General features: G+C 61.5%; 16 protein-coding genes and 2 pseudogenes. 5 read left to right on the top strand and 13 right to left on the bottom strand.

The features are described from left to right. Positions 1–47: 47 nt before the first annotated feature. The 12 genes and pseudogenes from AC10V3_RS35670 to AC10V3_RS35615 all read right to left on the bottom strand — a co-directional run bounded on the left by AC10V3_RS35670 (position 48) and on the right by AC10V3_RS35615 (position 13405). Complete coding sequence (locus AC10V3_RS35670) at positions 48–1604, bottom strand: class I adenylate-forming enzyme family protein (RefSeq protein ID WP_349606495.1); 1557 nt, start codon at positions 1602–1604, stop codon at positions 48–50. A 60-nt stretch (positions 1605–1664) separates the two neighbouring features. Then, entirely contained in the window at positions 1665–2417 is a 753-nt protein-coding gene (locus tag AC10V3_RS35665) for an SDR family NAD(P)-dependent oxidoreductase (RefSeq protein ID WP_349606496.1), read from the bottom strand. A 4-nt stretch (positions 2418–2421) separates the two neighbouring features. Then, a complete protein-coding gene (locus AC10V3_RS35660; RefSeq protein WP_490924493.1) occupies positions 2422–4845 on the bottom strand; it encodes a xanthine dehydrogenase family protein molybdopterin-binding subunit in 2424 nt (807 codons plus the stop codon). Next, complete coding sequence (locus AC10V3_RS35655) at positions 4838–5599, bottom strand: N-acyl homoserine lactonase family protein (protein WP_490924492.1); 762 nt, start codon at positions 5597–5599, stop codon at positions 4838–4840. Before AC10V3_RS35655 ends, AC10V3_RS35660 begins: the two co-directional genes overlap by 8 nt. Before the next feature lie 11 nt (positions 5600–5610). Continuing rightward, on the bottom strand, positions 5611–6135 hold the full coding sequence (locus tag AC10V3_RS35650; protein WP_349606501.1) for a (2Fe-2S)-binding protein: 525 nt from the start codon (positions 6133–6135) through the stop codon (positions 5611–5613). Next, a complete protein-coding gene (locus AC10V3_RS35645; protein ID WP_454754032.1) occupies positions 6132–7010 on the bottom strand; it encodes an FAD binding domain-containing protein in 879 nt (292 codons plus the stop codon). Before AC10V3_RS35645 ends, AC10V3_RS35650 begins: the two co-directional genes overlap by 4 nt. A gap of 11 nt (positions 7011–7021) precedes the next feature. Next, positions 7022–8578 (bottom strand): enoyl-CoA hydratase-related protein, encoded by a 1557-nt coding sequence (locus tag AC10V3_RS35640; protein ID WP_349606505.1) that lies wholly within the window; start codon positions 8576–8578, stop codon positions 7022–7024. Between the two features lie 36 nt (positions 8579–8614). Continuing rightward, positions 8615–9052 carry an acyl-CoA thioesterase gene (locus AC10V3_RS35635; RefSeq protein WP_490924491.1) on the bottom strand — a complete coding sequence of 146 codons (438 nt, stop codon included), beginning with the start codon at positions 9050–9052 and terminating at the stop codon, positions 8615–8617. Next, positions 9049–10200, bottom strand: a complete 1152-nt coding sequence (locus tag AC10V3_RS35630; RefSeq protein ID WP_349606507.1) for an iron-containing alcohol dehydrogenase — start codon at positions 10198–10200, stop codon at positions 9049–9051. The genes AC10V3_RS35635 and AC10V3_RS35630 overlap by 4 nt, the downstream gene beginning before the upstream one ends. Before the next feature lie 199 nt (positions 10201–10399). Next, positions 10400–10774, bottom strand: a pseudogene (locus AC10V3_RS35625) (ATP-binding cassette domain-containing protein); the annotation flags it as partial. A gap of 111 nt (positions 10775–10885) precedes the next feature. Beyond that, on the bottom strand, positions 10886–12070 hold the full coding sequence (locus AC10V3_RS35620; protein ID WP_349606576.1) for an ABC transporter substrate-binding protein: 1185 nt from the start codon (positions 12068–12070) through the stop codon (positions 10886–10888). Positions 12071–12400: 330 nt separating this feature from the next. Continuing rightward, positions 12401–13405, bottom strand: coding sequence for a winged helix-turn-helix transcriptional regulator (locus tag AC10V3_RS35615; protein ID WP_349606509.1), 1005 nt, complete (start codon positions 13403–13405; stop codon positions 12401–12403). A 358-nt stretch (positions 13406–13763) separates the two neighbouring features. Between AC10V3_RS35615 and AC10V3_RS35610 the strand changes: the two are divergent. The 4 genes and pseudogenes from AC10V3_RS35610 to AC10V3_RS35595 all read left to right on the top strand — a co-directional run. Further along, a pseudogene (locus AC10V3_RS35610) lies at positions 13764–13977 on the top strand (hypothetical protein); the annotation flags it as partial. 556 nt (positions 13978–14533) lie between these two features. After that, positions 14534–15757: an 8-amino-7-oxononanoate synthase gene (gene bioF, locus AC10V3_RS35605; protein WP_454754034.1), complete on the top strand. Its 1224-nt coding sequence runs from the start codon at positions 14534–14536 to the stop codon at positions 15755–15757. A 175-nt stretch (positions 15758–15932) separates the two neighbouring features. Continuing rightward, on the top strand, positions 15933–17201 hold the full coding sequence (locus AC10V3_RS35600; protein WP_349606578.1) for a cytochrome P450: 1269 nt from the start codon (positions 15933–15935) through the stop codon (positions 17199–17201). A 5-nt stretch (positions 17202–17206) separates the two neighbouring features. Continuing rightward, on the top strand, positions 17207–17422 hold the full coding sequence (locus AC10V3_RS35595) for a hypothetical protein (protein ID WP_349606513.1): 216 nt from the start codon (positions 17207–17209) through the stop codon (positions 17420–17422). 207 nt (positions 17423–17629) lie between these two features. Here AC10V3_RS35595 and AC10V3_RS35590 read toward each other — a convergent pair whose 3' ends face one another. Continuing rightward, the gene (locus AC10V3_RS35590) at positions 17630–18736 is read right to left on the bottom strand and encodes a serine hydrolase (RefSeq protein ID WP_490924490.1); all 1107 of its coding nucleotides are present in this window, start codon (positions 18734–18736) and stop codon (positions 17630–17632) included. Between the two features lie 319 nt (positions 18737–19055). On the opposite strand from AC10V3_RS35590, the gene AC10V3_RS35585 reads away from it, so the two are divergent. After that, a complete protein-coding gene (locus AC10V3_RS35585) occupies positions 19056–20153 on the top strand; it encodes a branched-chain amino acid aminotransferase (RefSeq protein WP_490924489.1) in 1098 nt (365 codons plus the stop codon). Positions 20154–20434 lie beyond the last annotated feature (281 nt).

Here is a 20434-nt window from a genome sequence, read left to right as displayed (position 1 = left end):
AACTGAAGTTGTTCGCTGGCATTTACACGCCAGCTCTCTTGCAATGCTTACTTGGCGGCACCCATAACAAGGTCCCGCAGCTTGAAGCGCATAATCTTTCCTGAGCCGGTGCGCGGAATGCCCTCAACGACCTGGATGCTAGCTGGCAGCTTGTATGCCGACAGACGACCGGCGCAGTGGTCTTTAAGCGCTTCGGCGTCAACGCGTTCCCCGGCACGGACAACGACGAACGCAACTGGCACCTCTCCAAGCATGGTGTGCGGGATTCCGACAACCGCGCAGTCCGCCACCCCGTCGTACCCCATGATCGCCTCCTCCACTTCCGCTGGTGCAATGTTTTGCCCTCCGCGGATGATGACCTCCTTGAGTCGACCGGTGATGATCAAGTAGCCGGCGGCATCGTGTTTTGCGAGGTCACCGGTGTGGTACCAACCGTCCTTCAGCGCCGCGGCGGTCTCTTCCGGCTTGTTCAGGTAACCCTTCATGACGTTGGGTCCTCGGACAATCAGTTCGCCCTCCTTGCCAACATCCACGTCCTTCCCATCCACCGGATCGACGATGCGCGTCTCCACCCCGGGGATGGGTAAGCCACAAGATCCCATGACACGCGTCCCAGAGTTCCAGTTCATCGTGACCATTGTGGAAGTCTCCGTGATGCCATATCCGTCGAGCAGTGGAGCGCCAAAGCGACGTTCAAATTGCTCGTTCACCGCACCAGGCAGGATGGCGCCCGCACTAAGGCAGACACGCAGACCTTCGAATCGCAAAGTGGGAAGTTCGCGGGTCGCCTCCAGAAGGTAATGGAACATCGTTGGCACACCTGGGAATACGGTGTACTCGCCCGTCTGGAGTAGCCGCAAGGCTTCCGCTGTGGAGTACTTCTCCCCGATGTATTCAGTGGCTCCCACCGCCAGGATGCCTAGGACGGTCAGATTGAGTGCGTACGAGTGAAACAGCGGCAGGAAGGATAGAACCTTGTCATTCTCGTTCAGACCCGCGATAGGGGCCCAGCAAGCAGCTACCACCCATAGCATGCTGCGCGAGGTCAGAAGTACGCCCTTGGCCTTCCCAGTCGTTCCGGACGTATAAACCACGAAAGCTGGCCCATCAATATCGACGGGGTCACGCGGCGCATATCCTGTCCCTTCATGAAGCAATTGCACAAAGGAATTCTCGGACGGTTGCTCGTTGGCGTCCTGCACTTCGATGATCAGTGGCCGAGTGGCGAGATCGCGGGACAGCGCCTCGAGTTGCCCCACCTTTGCAGATATTGCGATTGTCAAGACACATTGTGCGTCCGTCAGGCGATATCCGACCTCCGCGTCCGTGGCCTCAATGCTAATTGGCACTGCTACTGCGCCGGCCCGGAGAATCGCCAACACGCTCACCACCCAGTTGACCGAGTTGGGCAGCATGACCGCAATGCGATCTCCCTGGCTGACGCCGAGGCGTTCGAGGTGGCTCGCCAGATTGGCCGTAGCCGCGTTCAGTTCCGCGTAAGTTATCGCGCTTGCGGCGTCCTGAAACGCGATCTTGTTGCCCCGTTGGGCGGCATGCCGGCGCAGAAGTTCCGATACCGGAACAATCAGTTCTGTATGAATCATGGTTGTCTCCCCAATACTGGGACGGCCCAGCCAGCTTGCCAGCCGCTGAGCCACCCTCCGTCAGACCATGCTGAAGCCACCACTGACACTGACGACCTGGCCGGTGATCCAACTGCCACGTCCAGAAGCGAGCAGGACTACCAGGGGAGCCACATCTGCTGGCTGACCGAGACGACGCAGCGGATAGAGCTTCGTGAGTTTTTCCCGGTTCGCCTCGACGAACTCCGGATCATGAGCTGTCTCGATCAGACCAAGGGCAATCGAATTCGCCGTGGTCCCGGCTCGGGTCTCCCGAGCGACGGACTTCATGAGTGCAATGTTTGCAGCCCGGGCAGCCGCGCCGATAGCCAGGCCGGACTCGCCCACGCGAGAAGAATCTCCCATGATGCTGATAATCCGGCCTGCGCCCTTCTGCTCTTCGAGGTAAGGAAGCGCTGCATGCGTGCAGTTCAACGTCCCATACAGGCAGACGTCAATCTGCTTGCGCCATTCATCGGGATTGGTGTCGGCAAACCGCTTCCGAATCACGAGTCCCGCATTGTTGACGAGAATATTGAGCGCCCCAAAAGCGTCGACAGTCTGGGACACCATCGCATCCACTTGCTTCCGATCGGAGATGTCACAGCCAATTGCCAGTGCGCGGCCGCCAAATTCTTCGATTTCCTTTACCACTGCCTCAGCCGCGGCCTTCGAGCCGTGGTAGTTCACCACGACGCTAGCGCCTTCCTTCGCCAACCCCAAAGCGATCTCGCGACCAACGTCGCGGGCACCGCCCGTGACGAGGGCTACCTTTCCTTCTAGTTCGAACTGCATTTCTCTACTCCTCGTTGGATTCAAACCGGGATTGATGGATCAGCCGAAACATCCGCTCCGGCGTTATTGGTAATTCGGAAATCTCGATGCCGAGTGGGCTCAATGCGTCGGCAACTGCATTTGCAATTGCCGCCGGCGAGCCGATCGTGCCCCCCTCGCCCATGCCACGAAAGCCGCCCAGAGTATTGGGTGCCTCTGTCTTGAGGTGGACCATCTCAAGCGTCGGAACCTCGGGCGCGGAAGGCAACAGGTAATCGACAAGGCTAGCGGTGAGGAGCTGCCCATCGTCGTCATAGACCACCTCTTCGAGCAGTGCGGCACCCACACCTTGCGCGAGCGCGCCACGGGTCTGTCCCGTAACAATTAGCGGATTGATAATGCGACCGCAGTCCTCAGCAATGACGTATTTCTGGATATGAATCGCATAGGTCTGGGGGTCGACTTCAACCTGCACCAGATGCGTCGCCGAGCTGGTTGTTCCCACTACTGGGTCATACACGCGGCTCACACACATCTCTTCTCTTACGTCTGGGGGTACCCGCCCCATCTGTGAGTACAAGGCCCGCGCCAGCTCCACAAAGGACAGCTTGCCATCGCCCAGTCGGACCCGAACGATGCTATCGACAACTTCCAGCTCGTCCACCGTGACATCCAACAGATACGCTGCTACCCGGAGCATGCGCTGCCGCAACTCCCTGGCGGCCAGGATGCCGGCGCCGCTGCTGATCACAGCAGTACGGCTGGCGTAGCTGCCGGTACTATGGGGGACCGCTGCACTGTTGCCGGTCACCACGCGGAGGTCTTCGAGCTTCGCACCCAACTCGTCGGCAAGTACCTGCGCCAGCGTGGTTTCGTGTCCCTGCCCATGCGAAGCGCAGCCGAAAGACGCCGTGATCGCACCCGTGGAATCAAGCTGGATCACGCAGGTGTCGGTTCCCGTGTTGATCGGCATTCCAGGCGAAGCCGAGATGCGCGAGCCGATCCCAGAGAGCTCGGCATAACACGCCACACCGATGCCGACCCAGCGTCCTTCCGCGCGGGCCTGTGCCTGCGCTTGCCTGGCCTCAACGTACCCGAATCGCTCCATCGCCGAGGCCAAGCCTTCGGTAAACGCCGATTGGTCCCAGACAATGCCGACTGCCGTCTTATAGGGGAACTGGTCCGGTTGAACCAGATTCTTGCGCCGGATCTCGGCAGGGTCCATCGCAAGACGCCGGGCAGCCATGTCCATCAGGCGCTCCATGGCAAACGTGGACGTCGGCCGGCCCACACCTCGGTAGGGGCCGGTGGGCGACTTCGGCGTCGTCACCCCTCGGACATGACCGTGATAACAGGGGACTTGATAGGGCCCAGGCATGAAGCTGATGACCTGTACTGGCTCGATCCCGGCTGTCCATGGGTAGATCGAGTACGCCCCTACGTCGCCAATCACGTTGGCGCGCAGGCCCAGGATCGCTCCGTCAGCATCGAGCGCCAGCTCGGCTTCCACACGCTCGTCAAACGCCTGGCTGGTGGAAAGCAGGTCCTCCAGCCGATCGCCAGTCCACTTCACGGCGCGACCAATCTTCCGCGCCAGCGTGCAGACCAGGATCTCCTCCTGGTAGAGCGAGGTCTTTCCGCCAAATCCACCACCAACATCGGGGGCGATGACTGTCAGGCGGTTGCCAGGCATCCCCAGCAGATCTGCCATGGCATCGCGCACAATTCCCGGCACTTGACTCGACGTGTATAACGTCAACGCATCGCGCCCCGCGTCCACCTCCGCGAGATAGCAGCGTGGCTCCATGGCCGCGGACGTCTTGCGATGGAATCGGAATTTCCCTGAAACGACCAGCGCTGCGCTGTCGAAAGCGTTGTCAACTTCACCACGTACGAAGGCTCGCTCGACAAGTACATTGCTCGCGAATCCCTCATGCAGGAGCGGGGCGTCGGCCTGCGCGGCAGCCTCAGGATCGGTCTCGACAGGAAGAGGTTCATAGACAATTTCGATTCCGTCAATGGCGTCCTCGGCCTCATAGCGACTGCGCGCGAGAATCGCCACAACCGGCTCACCGACAAAGTGAACGACACCATTGGCCAGCGCATGGATCGGTGTCGGCTGGTAGCCGCTCATGCGTGAGGTTGCCACTGCGGGCTTGACCAGGGTCGCCAGGTCCGCCCATGTATAGACGCCATGAACGCCCGGCATGGCCCGGGCCGCATCTGCCCGGATCTCCACGATGCGCGCATGTGGTTGGTCGCTTCGGACAAGCGCCATGTGAAGGGCATGCCCTGCCGGCAAATCGTCGACGTAGCGCCCGAGTCCTGTCAGCAGCCGCGCATCCTCGACGCGACGCACAGGCTGCCCCACCAGCTTGCGCCCGGGTCTCTCGTCGATATCCGTGCCGGGCACTTCCGGTTGAACGATGCTGCTGTCTTGGTCATTCATACGCGTCAACTCCCTTGCGGAGTTCCTCCCACTGGGCAGCATCATGGCCAAAAAGTACGGTGCTCCCTGCGCGCTCCAAGCGCTGGATTTCCCGAATCGAGCCCATGGCCAAATCCGGATCCCAGGTGTTGCGCGGCATCACTTCGCGATCGAGGTTCTCTCGCAGCGCGACCGCGTCGGCGGCCAGGAGGAAGCTTCCGTCGCGCGCCAGGTTCACCACGGCGCCGAGCGTACCTGGCGTATGGCCTGGCAAGGGCAGCAGCGTCAGCCGGCCGTCACCGAAAAAGTCGCGCTCCGTGTCAATCGTCACCGTGGGCATTGCGTGCTGCCAGTCCGCCGGGATGTAGCCCCTCTGTAGCGCATCACTGCCTTGCGCTGTTTCAAGCTCCTTGCTATGGCAGAAGATGGTTGCTCGTTTGAAGAACTCGTTGCAGCCACAATGATCGGAGTGGAAATGCGAGTTAACGACAACGTCGATGTCCTCTGGTACCAGGCCAAGTGTCGCGAGGCCTGATACGACGTTTTCCTGGGGCCCTCCGATCGGCACCATGGCCTTGGCCATTGCGCCCCAGCGGGCCGCGCTGTCTTCGATCGTGCTAGGGTGACAACCTGTGTCGAACAGAACATTGCCCTGGCTATGACGCAGCAGCACACATGACACCGGTAGATCGATGGTGTCACCGCGCTCCGCCTCAGGCAGGTATACGTTTTTCCTCATGCGCAGCCGACCGCCGCTCAGAATATGCATCTTCATGGGTGGTCTCTTCACGTTTCCTGATTGGTATCTGCTGCCGCATCGCGCAGTGCATTGCGGGCAGCAACGCACACCCGTACTGCGTCAACAATCCCCTGGTAGCCGGTACAGCGACAGAGGTTGCCGGAGAGGACATCACGGATCTCCTCGTCCGATTCGAGGGGGTACTTTCCAAGCGCATCGGCACAGGTGGCCAGCATTCCAGGCGTGCAGAACCCACACTGCAGGCCATGGTGTTCCCGGAAGGCTTCCTGCAATGGGCTCAAGGCATCGACACTGCCCATGCACTCCACCGTGCGCACGTCGCACCCGTTTGCCCGCACCGCCAGCATCAGGCAGGAGCGCACGCTGTCGCCGTCGACGATCACGGTGCAGGCCCCACACACGCCGTGCTCGCAGCCTACATGCGTGCCCGTCAGACCCAAGTTGTGCCGCAGGAAGTCGGATAGCAGCAGCCGTGGCTCGACCTGACGCTCGCAGACTTCGCCGTTGACCACCATCCAGACCGGCTTGAGGGGAATGTTCGATTCGCTCATGCTTTCACTCCAACTGCACGCTGCCACGCCTTGCGCAGCACGCGTTCCATGAGTACACCGGCAAGATGCCGGCGGAATTCCGGGGATGCATGCAAGTCGACGCTGGGCTCGAGCGTTGCGCAAGCGGCGCGCACGGCCTCGGCGATGACCTGATCAGACAAGGACTTCCCCGCCAGCACTGCCTCAGCCTCGGACCGCCGCAAAGGTGTGTCGCCGACCCCCATCATTGCCACGCGGGCTTCATGAATCGTGCCGTTGCGCACGTCCAGCAGAATGCCCACAGCGGCGAGTGCGAAATCCCCGGCGCGGCGGGCGAACTCTTGAAAGCACCAGCCCATGCCAGGAGACAGGCCCGGTAACTCGACGCGTATCACCATTTCGTCTTCCTCGAGTACGCTGGTTAGCGGTGCCAGGAAGAAGTCATTGGAAGCGATCGTTCGTTCGCCCCGCACGGATCGCGCGACGATCTGCGCGTCCAGCAATCGGGTGAGCATTGGGAGTTCCGCCGCCGGATCGGCATGCGACAGGCTGCCGCCAATCGTTCCGCGATTGCGTATCGCTAGGTGCGCCACATGCACCATCGTCTCTGGGACGATCGGAAACCTGCTCGCGACCAGCGCCGAGGTCTCCAACTCCCGATGGCGGGTCAACGCCCCGATGGTCAGGCCGCCATCCGCGCGCGCCCGCACATAGTCGAGCTCGATCAGCCTGCTGATATCCACGATCAGGCTCGGGCGCACCACCCGGAAATTGAGCATCGGGGTCAGGCTCTGCCCGCCGGCCATGATCTTGGCGTCGCCGCCGTGGGCGGCGAGCAGTTCAACTGCCTCGTCTATGGAGTCCGGCGCGCAATAGTCGAAGGGAGCAGGTTTCATCTCAGTTCTCGTCAGCGGCCCTGGAACTTCGGCTCGCGCCGCGCCGCAAATGCCTCACGGCCTTCACGGTAGTCATCACTGGCGGCGGCCGCTGCAATCAATGCCTCGGCCCGCCCAAGATCGAGTCCTCCGGTGCCCGTAACCATGCCGTTGAGCAGGTACTTGGCACCAGCGATGCTCAGCGGTGCATTTCCGGCCAGCGACGCGGCAAATGCCCTGGCCTCGGCCATCGGGTCACCGCCCTGGACCGGCCGTGCCTTGGCACCCAGCAGTCTTTCCCAGATGGAAAGGGCCGCTTGTTGATTCGCCAATCCAGCAACCCTGTCGACAAAGCCAATGCTCAGGGCCTTGGCAGCGTCGAAGCGCTGAGCGCCGTACAGGATCGTCTTCGCCTCTGAGACCCCAACGAGCGAAAGCAGCTTGCGTGTGCCCTTGACCCCATAGATGATTGACAGCTTGGCTGCCGGGATCCCGAACACGGCATCCGCAGCGGAAAAGCGAAAGTCGCAGGACATTGCGAGATGGGCCCCACCTCCCAGGCAATACCCGCGGAGCACTGCGATCGTCGGCTTAGACAGCCTGGTGATCGCATCGCAGCATGCATCCACGGCAACCTCGTAGGCCGTTGCCTGCGCGGCATCCGCGCGCACTTTCTCGAACTCAGCGATGTCGGCTCCAGCACAGAAATCTTTATCTGCTCCCGTCAGCAATACCGCTCTTACATCCGGATTCCGGTCCAGGGCAGCCAGGATCGCGGGAATCGCCAGCCACATCGCATAGGTCATCGCGTTGCGGCTGGCGGGCCGGTTCAGCGTAACCACGGCGATCTCGTCCGAGATCCAGACCTTGATCTTTTCGGACATCAGCACGTCCATGACTTCGGCCTGCTGCGTAGTGGGACTTGGCGCTGTCTGTGGCGGCGCAGGGGGCGTATCCGTGTGGACTCCGTGCACCGGTTCTGCCGCTGCCTGTCTGGCAGGCTCGGCCTTTTCGGTAGCGCTGCCCGACCCCAGCGGGTGGCTCGCGCCAGCGTGGGCGGTCTCCACCGTCTCCTTCGGCGCGGTGAGCGCTAGTGCGCTGAGATCGAACGTCGCTCCATTGGACACGGGCGCAGCCTTCTCCGCGCGATCATTGACCTGCTTGCCGAACAGTTCGAAGAAGTCATCTGCCGACTTGCGTGCCGCAGCGTCGATCATGCGCGAGCCGAGCTGGGCGAGCTTCCCGCCCACATTGGCTTTGACGCCATACCGCAACATTGTCACGGTAGGCTCCAGCGCATCAAGGGATACCTCGATATCAGCCTTGGCGAACCCTGCCGCTCCGCCGGAGCCTTCACCGGTCAAGGTATAGCTCCTGGGCGGCACCATGTTTGACAGAGTGACCTTGCCGGCAAACCGCGCCTTGATCGGCCCGACCTTTGACACCACTGTCGCTGTAAACTCATTGTCCGCAGTCCGCTCGAGCGATTCGCACCCAGGAATACTCGCCTGCAGCACATCCGGATCGTTGAGCGCCTCCCATACCAACTCGCGCGACGCTGTTAGGCGAGCCTCGCCAACCATTTCCATCTGTTGTCCCTCCTAGGGTTGCCTGTTCTTTCGCAATCAATCCGCCAATGACTGAAGCACCGCACGGACCGCCTCTGGTATCGGAGCCGGCCGGTTCGTGGCGCGGTCGACGTAGACATGGATAAACTGCCCGAACGCCGAGCATTCCTTCTCATCGTTCCGAAAGAGAGCGATCTCATAGCGGACACTGCTCTTTCCCAGGTGCGCGACCTTGAGGCCGACATTGACCATGTCGGGAAACCCCATCGACGAGAAAAAGGTGCAGCGCGTCTCAACGACCAGGCCAACGGTCTCGCTCTTGGCGATATCGAGGACACCATGCTCAATAAGATGCCGATTTACCGCGCTGTCAAAGAACGCGTAGTACACGACGTTATTGACATGCCCGTACGAATCGTTGTCACCCCAACGCGTAGGCATTGCGCAGAAGTGCCGGTACGATTCACGGCCAGTAGGTGCGGGCTTCTCGCTCACAGCGCCTCCTGATACAGGGAGACCGCATCGTCAAAACTGACTTCACGCGGATTGTTGATAAGCAGTCGTGTTTGTTTCATCGCGTCGTCCGCAAGCAGCGCCACATCCGAGGCGGCGATCCCCACATCGCGCAAGCGTGTAGGTAGTCCCAGATCCCCAGCCAGGTCGCCGAGGTACTTGGCGAGGGTGAGCGCCTTCCCCTGCTCCCCGCCCGTCGCGCCAGGTACGACGACAGATGCCAGTTCCGCGTACAAGCTAGCCGCATTCGGCAAGTTGAATCGGACTACCGGCGCAAGAACGAGTGAATTCGAGAGGCCGTGAGGCACGTGGAACCGTGCCCCGATCGGATACGCGAGTGCATGCACCGCGGCCACCGGCGCGTTTGCGAAGGCCATTCCCGCCAGACTAGCGCCGATCAGCATGTTTTCACGCGCCTGCAGGTTAGTCCCCTCGGCACACGCCCGGCTGATAGATCCTGAGAGCAGTCGAAGCGCTTCTCGCGCGAGACAGTCCGAGATTGGATTCTTCAGCCGCTTGCTTGTGTACGCCTCTACCGCATGGACCATGGCGTCGATACCGGTTGCCGCGGTGACATGCGATGGAAGACCCAGCGTCAGTTCAGCGTCAAGCAACGCGATATCCGGAAGCAGTAGCGGTGAAACCACCCCTTTCTTCTCGCCGACACCGGTGGTCACGATCGAGATCGGTGTGACCTCCGAGCCGGTCCCGGCAGTCGTCGGTACCAGAATCAGCGGAAGGCGCGGGCCTTTCGCCTGGTTGATGCCGTAAACCTCCTCGATCGCCTCGCCGCTGCAACCCAGCAAGGCAGCAAGCTTCGCGGCATCCATCGAGCTACCCCCGCCAAAGCCCACCACGCATTCCGCCGAGCAAGCTTGCGCAGCGGCCACGGCCGCCAGGATCACGGCCTCCGGCGGATCGGCCTGCACATCCGAGAACACCGTCGCACGCAGTCCGTGTTTCGCGAATCCATCCAAGGTCTTCTGAAGCATCCCGGCAGCAAGCAGGCCCGGGTCGGTAACGATCAGCACGCTTCTGCAGCCCAGCGCTGCAACGCGCTCATGCAGCTTTGCTGCGCCGCCACATTCAACGACCACTGACCGGGTGTTGTGAAATTCGAAGTTCTTCATGGTGGGATTAAGGTGCGAGTCAGATGCTTTTGTAACTTGCATTATTAGACTATTCGAGTCGGTATGCAAGAAATTTTGTCGCCTGCAGGCTGAGTCATGACCGAAGGTGCACTTGCATTACTACTGAATTCTGAAGTTGGTGCCGGGTCTGTCCCGCCTCACTTCATGGACGTAGGACCGCCCACGCATAGGGGGTACCGAGCATCTTGAGTGAGCGATCCGAGCGCCAGAAGTGAAATGCCGTGGCTAGACGGAGTTGCAGTGCGACCCGGACGTTCTTCAGCACGGTGAGATGCGGAAACACCGCGGATATTTGTAGGGACCGTATCAGGTCGCGCCGGGCAACCCTGGCCGGCGCGACCTGCGTGATATCGACGCCATCGAAGACAATGCTTCCCGCCCTGGGATCGAGGAACTTCGTCAGCAGATTGAAACATGTGGTTATTCCTGTGCCATTGGGGCCGATCAGCGCATGGATCGAACCGCGTTGCTCGAAGCTGACATTGTCGACAGCGGTGGAGCGCTTGAAGGTTCTGCTCAGGTTTCGCACCACCAGGATGGATGAGGACATCATGAATTGACGAAAAATGGGTGACTGGAGTCCCCGCCCGATTGCACATAAGCAATCAGCGTATGGGTCGGGAGCGGCAATTGCGCCGCTCTTGATCGGACAGCTAGGGAGTCGTTACTTCCGAACCAGCGGGCACTTGCTTTCAGCAAGCGGTCGAAAGGCTTGGTCGGCGGGAATGGTCTTCAGCAAGCTCAGGTAGTCCCATGCGTACTTGGACTCACCGGGCCTCTTGACCTGGTAGACATACATGTCATGAACCATGCGCCCATCCGCACGAATGCGGCCATTCGTCGCAAAGAAGTCGTTGATGGGCGTATCCCTCATTTTCGCCATGACAGCGCTTGCCTGGTCAGTACCCGCTGCCTGCACTGCCTTGAGATAGTGCATGGTCGAGGAATAGTCCCCGGCGTCGCCCATATGCGGCATGCGCTTCATTTTGTCGTAAAAGCGCTTCGACCAGGCACGCGTTGCCTCGTTGTAATCCCAATAGAACGCGGTGGTCAGGACAAGTCCCTGCGCTTGTTTCAGGCCAAGCGCGTGCACGTCCGTGTCCCATACCAGCAGCCCGGCAATCGTCTGCTTGCCTTGCGTCAGGCCAAACTCCGATGCCGCCTTCATCGCATTGACAAAGCCCTTGCCCGACCCCGCCAGCGCGACAACCTTTGCCTTGGAAGCCTGCGCCTGAAGCAGAAATGACGAATGATCGCTAGCGTCGACGGGGTAACGAATGGCACCGACAACGTTGCCGCCATCGGCTTTGACGACCTGCACCGCATCGGCCTCGAGCGAATGACCGAAGGCATAGTCCGCGGTGAGGAAATACCAGGAGTCGAGCTTCTGGCCAATCAAGGCCTTTGCCGTACCTGTTGCCAGCGCATAGGTGTCATATGCATAGTGGATGCTGTTTGGCGTGCACGCATCACCGGTAAGGCGGGACGATCCTGAGCCATTTATGATTGCGATTCGGTTCTTCTCCTTCGCGACACTCACAACAGACAAGGCGACGGCGGAATTGATCAGGTTCGCAACCATGTCGACGCCACGCGTATCAAACCATTCACGCGCGCGCGTAGCAGCCACGTCGGGCTTGTTCTGGTGATCGGCAACGACGACTTCGATAGGCTTTCCAAGCACTTTCCCCCCGAAATCCTGCACCGCCATCTTTACCGCGCTCACCGAACCGTCTCCAGATTCGTGCGAGAACTGGCCCGACATGTCCGTCAACACACCGATCCGCACGACGTCGTCTGACAGCTTGGCTTGGCCCAACGCATTGCCGCTTAACGCGCAGACGCACAATGGCACGATAGCGCCTCTAAAAGCACTTTTAATCACTGTTGTCCCCTCTTCTGAAATCCCTCAATGCAAGTAACTAACCTCTCGCAGATACCTATACGGGCCTATCTGTTGGCGTAGCGTAGTCATTTACATCCAGTTATGCAAGTAACATTTGCCCTAGACTCAAGGCCGGGGTGAAGGGTGACGAGGAGCCGTCGCACAGGGGGATTGGAGATCGAATCGTCTCGCTGCCCACGAAGTGGATTGGTTCTTCGGGGCCGGGAAGTCGAATGCGGGCGATTAGTGGTCGCGCGCTCTTCTGAGCGGACAAGTCCGGCAGGGGTGCCGGTGTTACGCAGCAGCGGGGACAGCGGTCTCCAGTTGATAGCGCAGCGTATAGGATGTGTCGCGAGGATCCAGTTCTTCGCCACACTGGTCGCAGACCACCTTCGCGTGGAAATCATGGTCGCAGTTGCCATGGCGCAGGGTCAGCGGAGGCTTACCCCCAGATAGCCATTTGTCCCCCCAATGCATCATCACCAGCATGGACCCGTAGAGGTCGAGCCCCATCTCGGTCATAACGTACTCGAATCGGGCAGGACGCTCCTGGTATTGGCGCTTGGTCGCGATGCCCTCTTCAGTCAGGCGTTGGAGCCTGTCCGCGAGGATATTCGTGGCGATCCCCAGGCGAGACTGAAATTCGTCAAAGCGCCGGACGCCGTAGAAAAATTCACGAATCACTAGGAAAGACCATCTGTCACCGATGATCTGCAACGTGCGGGCAACGGAGCACGGGCGCACACGCTCCAAGACGCCAGGATCCGAGGCCCGCCGCGAACGCTTCCGGGCTTCCGCGCGTACTTCGCTGCCAGCGCCAGGGCCATCGCGGTAACGTACACGCTTGGCTTCGATGTCCTGATTACAGTGGGAACACGCAATGCGTGGAGAGCATGCGGACCCGCAGGTCCTGTGTATGAGTTGCAGCGGCGGCGGCTCTCCGCCAGCGAGCCATTTGTCTCCGAACGCAAGCAGCGCAAGCATGGTCGGATACAGGTCACGGCCCTTGTCCGTAAAGCGGTACTCATGCCGTCCACCGACCGGTACCTTTCTCAGGATATCCAATTCAGTAAGCTTCGTAAGGCGCTGCACGAGCGTAGTGCGAGGGACCTGGAGCAGCGACTGAAACTGCTCGAACCTGCGAACGCCGAAGAAGCACTCCCGCAAAACCAGGAAGCCCCAGGCATCCGATAGGATTTCCACAGTGCGCGCAACCGAGGAATAACGCTCGATCGATGCAAACCTCTTATCACCTGCATGGTGCTCGCCACGCGTTTTTGCCGGTTTCGCCAGTTCCATGATCCTTTCCGCAATTCGCCGCCCAGACAAAGGCAGCAAGCCATCCTGCCATCATGGAAATTATAGTTCAGTTCTGCAAGTGTCTCTCAAGCATCGTGAACGCTACTCTTTTTGGCCTGCTGCCTCATGGCTCGCGATACGCGTCGTCTGACCGAAATGTCGGCAGTGCAGCCATTCGACCTGCCCAAGCCGAATAGCCGAGGGTCGGAAAATGCCGACGATGGCATACCAGGCGAAGGTTCCCCGGCCAGTTACAGCCGGTCGAGCGGCCGGCCCCGACCGGGGTTCGGCAAAAAGCAGAAGCTGAAAGCCTAACAGCGAGAGCGGCGCACGCGTGACTGGCTGCATGGGAAACGGGCTGCGCCACACCGCCGGTTCACACATGACCGACCAGCAGGTCGACCTAGACTATGTGCGGGACAATTTTGTCATGCCGCGATCGCGACCACCCGCGGTGCCTGCACAGCGAAGAGGATGCGCGACACGAGGCAACACAGGAGCGCCTCCTGCAAGCCGACTTCGAGGGGCCGTCCCTCATCTTCAGTAAAGCATCGCGAACATCGGTCATCTGATGCTCACGTTCTTGGCACACATTTCATGTTCGTGAAACTATATTCGGGTCTGTTGATAGTCGCCTGCCGGCAGGACCGGAGGGCACTGGCGAGCATTCCACTGGCCGCGGCCCCATTGCTAACGCCCAAGGTTGTTGGCTTATGGCTCTGGCGATTAATTGCATTTAATTAAGCGTGTATGGCACGGCGGGGCAAGCAGTTTGGCAACTACAGCTCGATTTGAAGCGACTCCGGAGCCACGGCCCAAGAAATTCTGCGGTGCTGGGTGAAGCCAAATTACCGCATTCATCATCAATTTTCTCGCTTTGTCGCGCTTTTGTCCGCATTCTGCCGCCTATTTGCCCCCTGAGCACTAACTTGCCGGACATGAGAAGGCCTCACTAACATCCACACTCCTATTCATACAGTGCTGGCCTTCCCATGAGGCGACCGAGCCGAGGATGATCGAAACAGGAGTTGACGTGGGAAATGCATCCACTTGGGGCCCGAGTGCCAGCATGCTGAAATGCACGCGACGTGCTGGCTGTGCTAACCGCGTAGCGCAGGAGTTCGGGAATTGCTAATTGACCAACTGAACCAGGCCGCGACCGAGCGCGCCGCAGGTGCATTGACGCGCAACCGCCGCACCGCGCACACCGGTTGCGCACCTCACCAGACGGTTAGCGTCAAAGACGGTGAAGCACGTCCTCTGCTGGGCTTTTGCAGCAACGACTACCTCGGGCTGGCAAGCCACCCGGCGGTGATCGCGGCTTTCGCGGAGGGGGCCCAGCGCTACGGCGCGGGTAGCGGCGCTTCCTCCCTCGTCAATGCGCCTTCGCTCGCCCACCACCAACTGGAAACCGAGCTGGCCCGGTGGTTCACGCCAAATATTCCCAAAGTGCAGGCGCTCTACTTCTGCACCGGATACATGGCCAACCTGGCGGTGCTGAGCGCGCTGGGAACGGCCGACGCCACCCTATTTTGCGACAAGCTCATCCATGCCTCGTTGATCGATGGCGCACTGCTGGCTCGCGCTACGATGAAAAGGTACCCACACTGCGACATCACCGCCCTCGCCAGGCAGCTTGCTGCCTGCAACAGCCCGCTAAAGCTGATCGTGACCGACAGCGTGTTCAGCATGGATGGCGACATGGCTCCGCTCGCCGAAATGCTGGCGTTGGCCGAGCACCATGACGCCTGGATCGTGGTGGACGATGCCCACGGCTTTGGCGTGCTGGGGGAGCGAGGCCGCGGTGCCCTGGAGCACCTGGGGCTGACCTCCGAGCGCCTGATCTATGTCGGCACGCTGGGCAAGGCAGCGGGCGTGGCGGGAGCGTTTGTCGCTGCGCACCGGACGATTGTGGAGCATCTGGCCGACGAGGCCCGTCCTTACCTCCACAGCGCGGCTGCGCCGCCGGCCATCGTCCATGCGCTCCTGAGCAGCCTGGCGCTGATCGCAGGCCATGAAGGACGCGAGCGCCGCTGCCATTTGGTGCAATTGATCGGGCAGTTGCGCAACGGCCTTCAAACCCTTCAGGTCCGGCATCCGCATGCCGGCTGGCAACTCGCCGACAGCAGTACACCCATCCAGCCCCTGATCGTCGGCGACAACGAGGCCGCGCTGTCGCTGTCTCAAGCACTTGAGAACGACGGCATCCGCGTTACCGCGATCCGCCCGCCCACCGTGCCCAATGGGACGTCGCGCCTGCGCATCACACTGTCGGCGTCGCATACCGCAGCCGACGTGACACGCTTCCTGGACAGCCTGTCCGCCATCATGGCCCGGCGGGGAGAGGCATGAAAAATCTCTCGCCTCATTGCCAGCGCTTCCGAACTGAGCCAGACCGAAACCCGACAGTGTTTGGCTGCCAAGACAAGATCCCACGATGACCAGCATTGCCGATAGCACGACTGCTACCAAGCAGACCACCACTCTCACCTCGAGGTCTCTACACCGGTCCAATAGCCAGGCATCGATGGCCGGAGCGTTGAGCACCTGCGACCGCCTGGTCGACAGCGCCTTCCTGCGTGACCCCTACCCGACCTACCACGCGCTGCGCGCGCTTGGCCCTATTCATTGGAGTGAAGAGTTTTTCGGTGGTGCCTGGCTACTGACCCGGCACGAAGACGTAGAAGCCGTGCTGCGCGACCCCCGGTATTCGGCGCGGCGCACGGGAGGCTGGGTGATGCGTGGCAGCGAAGGCGAGCGCCAGGAGCTTTGCCCCTTCCAGCGCTTGTTCAGCCGGGCCATGCTGTTCCTGGACGCGCCCGATCATACGAGGCTGCGACAGGTGCTCAATGCCGGCTTCCGTCCGGCTGCCCTACGCGCTTTCGCCGGCACCATCGAGCAAATGACCGCCGGGCTGGTAGAGCGGCTGGCAGAGTTGGAGGCGTTCGATTTCATGGAATCGGTCGCCAGGCCGCTGCCGGCGATGGTCATTGCGAGGCTGCTCGGCATGGACGCCGAGAACCAGCCGGACTTCCTTGCCTGGTCCGAAGACCTGGCCGCCTTCATCGGCGCACCGGATCCGAACGCTGCGCTGAAACGACGCGCCCAGGTCAGCTTGCTCAAAATGGCGGCAGCATTTGAATCGATGCTGGCACGGCGCAAGGCACAGGACACGGATCTCTCGCAGCCACAACAGCGGGACCTGATCGGGCATCTGCTGTACGCCGAGGCCGAAGGCAAAATCGAGGCTGGTGCCGAATTACTTGCGCAATGCGCGATGCTGCTGTTTGCCGGTCATGAAACGACGCGCAATCTGCTCGGCAACGGACTTCATGCACTGCTGAGCCATCCCGAGCAATGGCAGCGCCTGCAGCAGACCCCGGAACTGCTGCCCAATGCCCTGCGCGAGTTGCTGCGCTACGAGAGCCCGGTCCAGTACACAGGACGTCGGGTTGCCATAGACATGATGCTGCACGGGCGGCAGCTGCGACGCGGCGATCTGGTCGTTGCCCTGATCGGCGCCGCCAATCGTGACCCGGCGCGCTTCCGCAACCCTGACGAGTTGGACATCACTCGACGCGACGGCTCCCACCTTTCGTTCGGGCATGGCCCACATGTCTGCATCGGCGCCGCGCTGACACTGATGGAGGCAGAGATCGTATTCCGGGCGATTCTGCGCCATTTGCCCGCGCTTTCGCTCATAGACGCCGAACCGCACTGGAACGGTAACCCGGTCTACCGGGGTTTGGCCAGACTTACGGTACAAGGGCGGAGCCAGCCTGCCCAACGGACGTAGGCAGCGTGCGCCAGGCGACGGTGATCCTGAACGCTCTGTTCGTTGGGCTGACCGAGGCGGGCTACCTGGCCGGCAACCCGCTCGCCCTCGCGCGCCGCAGGCGCGCCCCCAGCCAGGCGCACATCAGCCGCAATCTGAGCCTGGGAGACGGTCAAGAACGCCGTCGCGGCGATACCGGCCGAGGCGGGCCGGGAAAGGTTGCACACGGCCCGCTGACCTGACCCTGAAAGACCGATTTGGCATTGCGACGGCGCCGTTGGCGCCCCGAGGAAATCGTCGACACGCAGCCGTCGGCCCCGACCGCGACGCCCACCTCGCCTTGCATGGCGGTCAGCAAGCCGACGTAAGTGTTTTCTTTGGCTTTCGGGTTACGTACCGAAGCCGCTGGGTCCCACCGCGAACGGCTTCATGACATGCAGGCCGGCCCGTCAAACCCTGGCGGCCTTTGCCGCTTCCCCTAGCACGTCAGCCGCCGCGCGAATGAACTCGCCGGTGCGTTCGGTGCTCAGCTGGCCGCCGTTCCAGTTCAGCGTGAGGCAGAATGTCACCGGCACTGCGGCCACCAGCATCTGCCCGGCGAAGCACAGGCAATGGAAATTTTCCCAGTCAATGCTGCCGCCTTTGCCGAAGCCCTGCACACCGGCCGGGACAGCCATCCACACAGCATCGGCCATGGCCTGGATGCGCCTGTATTCAGTCAGCGTTGCCGGCTGCGTGAAGTACTTGCCCGCCAGCGACTGCCGGTACCAGTTCACCATCTCGGTCGCGGTGCTCAGCATCGCCTGCTTGTCGTTGATGACATCGGTGCGGGACTTCAGGCCTAGATCCTCGCCGTTGTCTATCCTGACCATACCGTCCCAGCCGAGGTCGACGCCGGATTCAGCCCCGGCCAGGTAGGAAAACAGCTTGCGGGTCGAATCCGGAATACGAGTCTGTGCCAGGCCCGCTTCGGCGATCAGCGTGCGCACACGATCAGGGCCGACGGCCGCGAGCGCGATATCGGTACCGGTGTTGTCGCTGTGCGCGATCATGGCTTCGAGCGCATTGCGGTACGGTGTCTTGCCTGTCAGGCCCACGAACACCGGACTGCCGGGAGAGCGGAACGTATCGCTAACGTCGCAGGCGAGGCTCTCACTCAGTCCGTCGCGGCCGGCTTCGGCGTCGCGCAGGAACTGCGCCAGGATGAAGGTCTTGACGGCACTGCCGACGAACAGCTGCCGGTCCGGATGATAGCCGGCCGACCACGCATTGGCGCCGCTTCCGGCCGGTTCGGCGCGCACCAGGCAGCTAGCCGTATCCGGGGCCAACGCAGCAAAGCGCGCAATCGCGGCCTCAACGTCCGCCGGCACCGCGGCTTCAGCGCTGCCACCGCAGGCGGCGATGGCAGGTAATACCAGGGACGTGGCGGCGAGCTTGAGCGTGCGCCGCTTAGCGAGGTGGAAGGCAGACATGCGAAGGTTCCCGTTCAAAAGACTGGCTGGCAACGCCGGCACGTTGATATGGCCTGTAGCGGCACGAAGTTCCCGCACCAGCACAGGCTGGATGATTTTGAATCAGCCATCCAAAGTAATCAACAGGTCTCGTATACCGAAGCAAGAGTGTCAACCAGTTCGCAAGCAAAAGTGCCACCTCAGTCCGGGAGCGTTAAGAACTTGGGGGGTTGGCTTCAGCCATCCGTCCCAACCGGTCGATCGATACTGCACCGCACCATCGAGTTACACTTCAGCCCATGCACCGGATGGGAGGGAAGCGTTCGGCCTTACCGCCACTTGTCTCCTTTTATCCCGGGACTGTCTTGCATGTATTGCATCGGACATCTGGAATCACTAGCCGAAGACGAAGAGACACAGAAACATGAGCGCCGACAAACAATTGCAGTTCACTGTGGAGCGTCACCCCAACCCCACGCCGGCCGACAAGATCGCGGCCGCGCTGGTCGACCCCACCTTCGGACGCGTGTTCACCGACCACATGGTCACAATCCGCTGGACCGAGGGGCGCGGCTGGCATGACGCCAAGGTGGAAGCGCGCCGTCCGTTCCAGATCGACCCGGCCTGCGCCGTCCTGCACTATGCGCAGGAAATCTTCGAAGGCATGAAGGCCTATCGCGACGCAGACGGCAAGATTTCGCTGTTCCGCCCGCAGGAAAACGCCAAGCGCTTCCGCGCCTCCGCCGCCCGCATGTCGATGGCCGACCTGCCGGAAGCCGATTTCCTCCGCGCCGTCGAAGCGCTCGTAGACATCGACCGCGACTGGATCCCGGGCGGCGGCGACGGCAGCCTGTACCTGCGCCCGTTTATGTTTGCTACGGAGACCTTCCTGGGCGTGCGCGCCGCGGCCGAGTATGTGTTCTGCGTGATCGCCTGCCCGGTCGGCCCGTACTTCAAGGGCGGCAAGTCGGCGGTCACGGTGTGGGTGTCGGACCAGTACACTCGCGCTGCGCCTGGCGGCACCGGCGCAGCGAAGTGCGGCGGCAACTATGCGGCCAGCCTGATCGCGCAGACCGAGGCATCGCAGAAAGGCTGCGACCAGGTGGTCTTCCTTGACGCCGCTGAACACCGCTGGATCGAGGAACTAGGCGGCATGAACGTGTTCTTCGTCATGGAGGACGGCTCGCTGCTGACGCCGCCGCTGTCCGGCACGATCCTGCCCGGCATCACGCGCGCATCCATCATCGAACTGGCCCGCCGCGAAGGCCTCAAGGTGTCGGAAACCCCATACGCGTTCGACGCATGGCAGGCTGATGCCAACAGCGGCCGCGTCAAGGAAACGTTCGCCTGCGGCACCGCCGCCGTGGTGACCGCCATCGGCAACGTACGCCATGCCGGCGGTGAATTCACGATCGGCAACGGCGGTGAAGGCGAAGTTACCCGCCGCCTCCGCACGCTGCTGACCGGCATCCAGCGCGGCAAGGAGCCAGACACCCTCGGCTGGGTCCACTACGTCGCCTGAGCCCGGCGCCCTGCCCCGGACTGACCGGGGCAGGGCCGGCCCGGCAGCGAGGACACCAGCAAGACCAGGCCTGACGGGCGCTATCATCAGCGAGGTGTTGCGATGGAGCGAAGCGTGCAGCAGATGCCGTTTCAGCGGGAAGTGTTGCCGAATCGCTTGAGGGCTTACTAGGCGCGCCCTGCATCCAAATGGATAGTCACCCCTTCGGGAGTCCGATCATTTCCAGAGACCCTCTGGGTGGTGACCGCTCTGCAGGCGCGGCATCCGCTCTGATCGCATAA

This window comes from Cupriavidus sp. PB-02 (assembly GCF_058252315.1).
The sequence above is the reverse complement of the archived record's forward strand: the minus strand, read 5'-3'. Positions and strand labels throughout refer to the sequence as shown.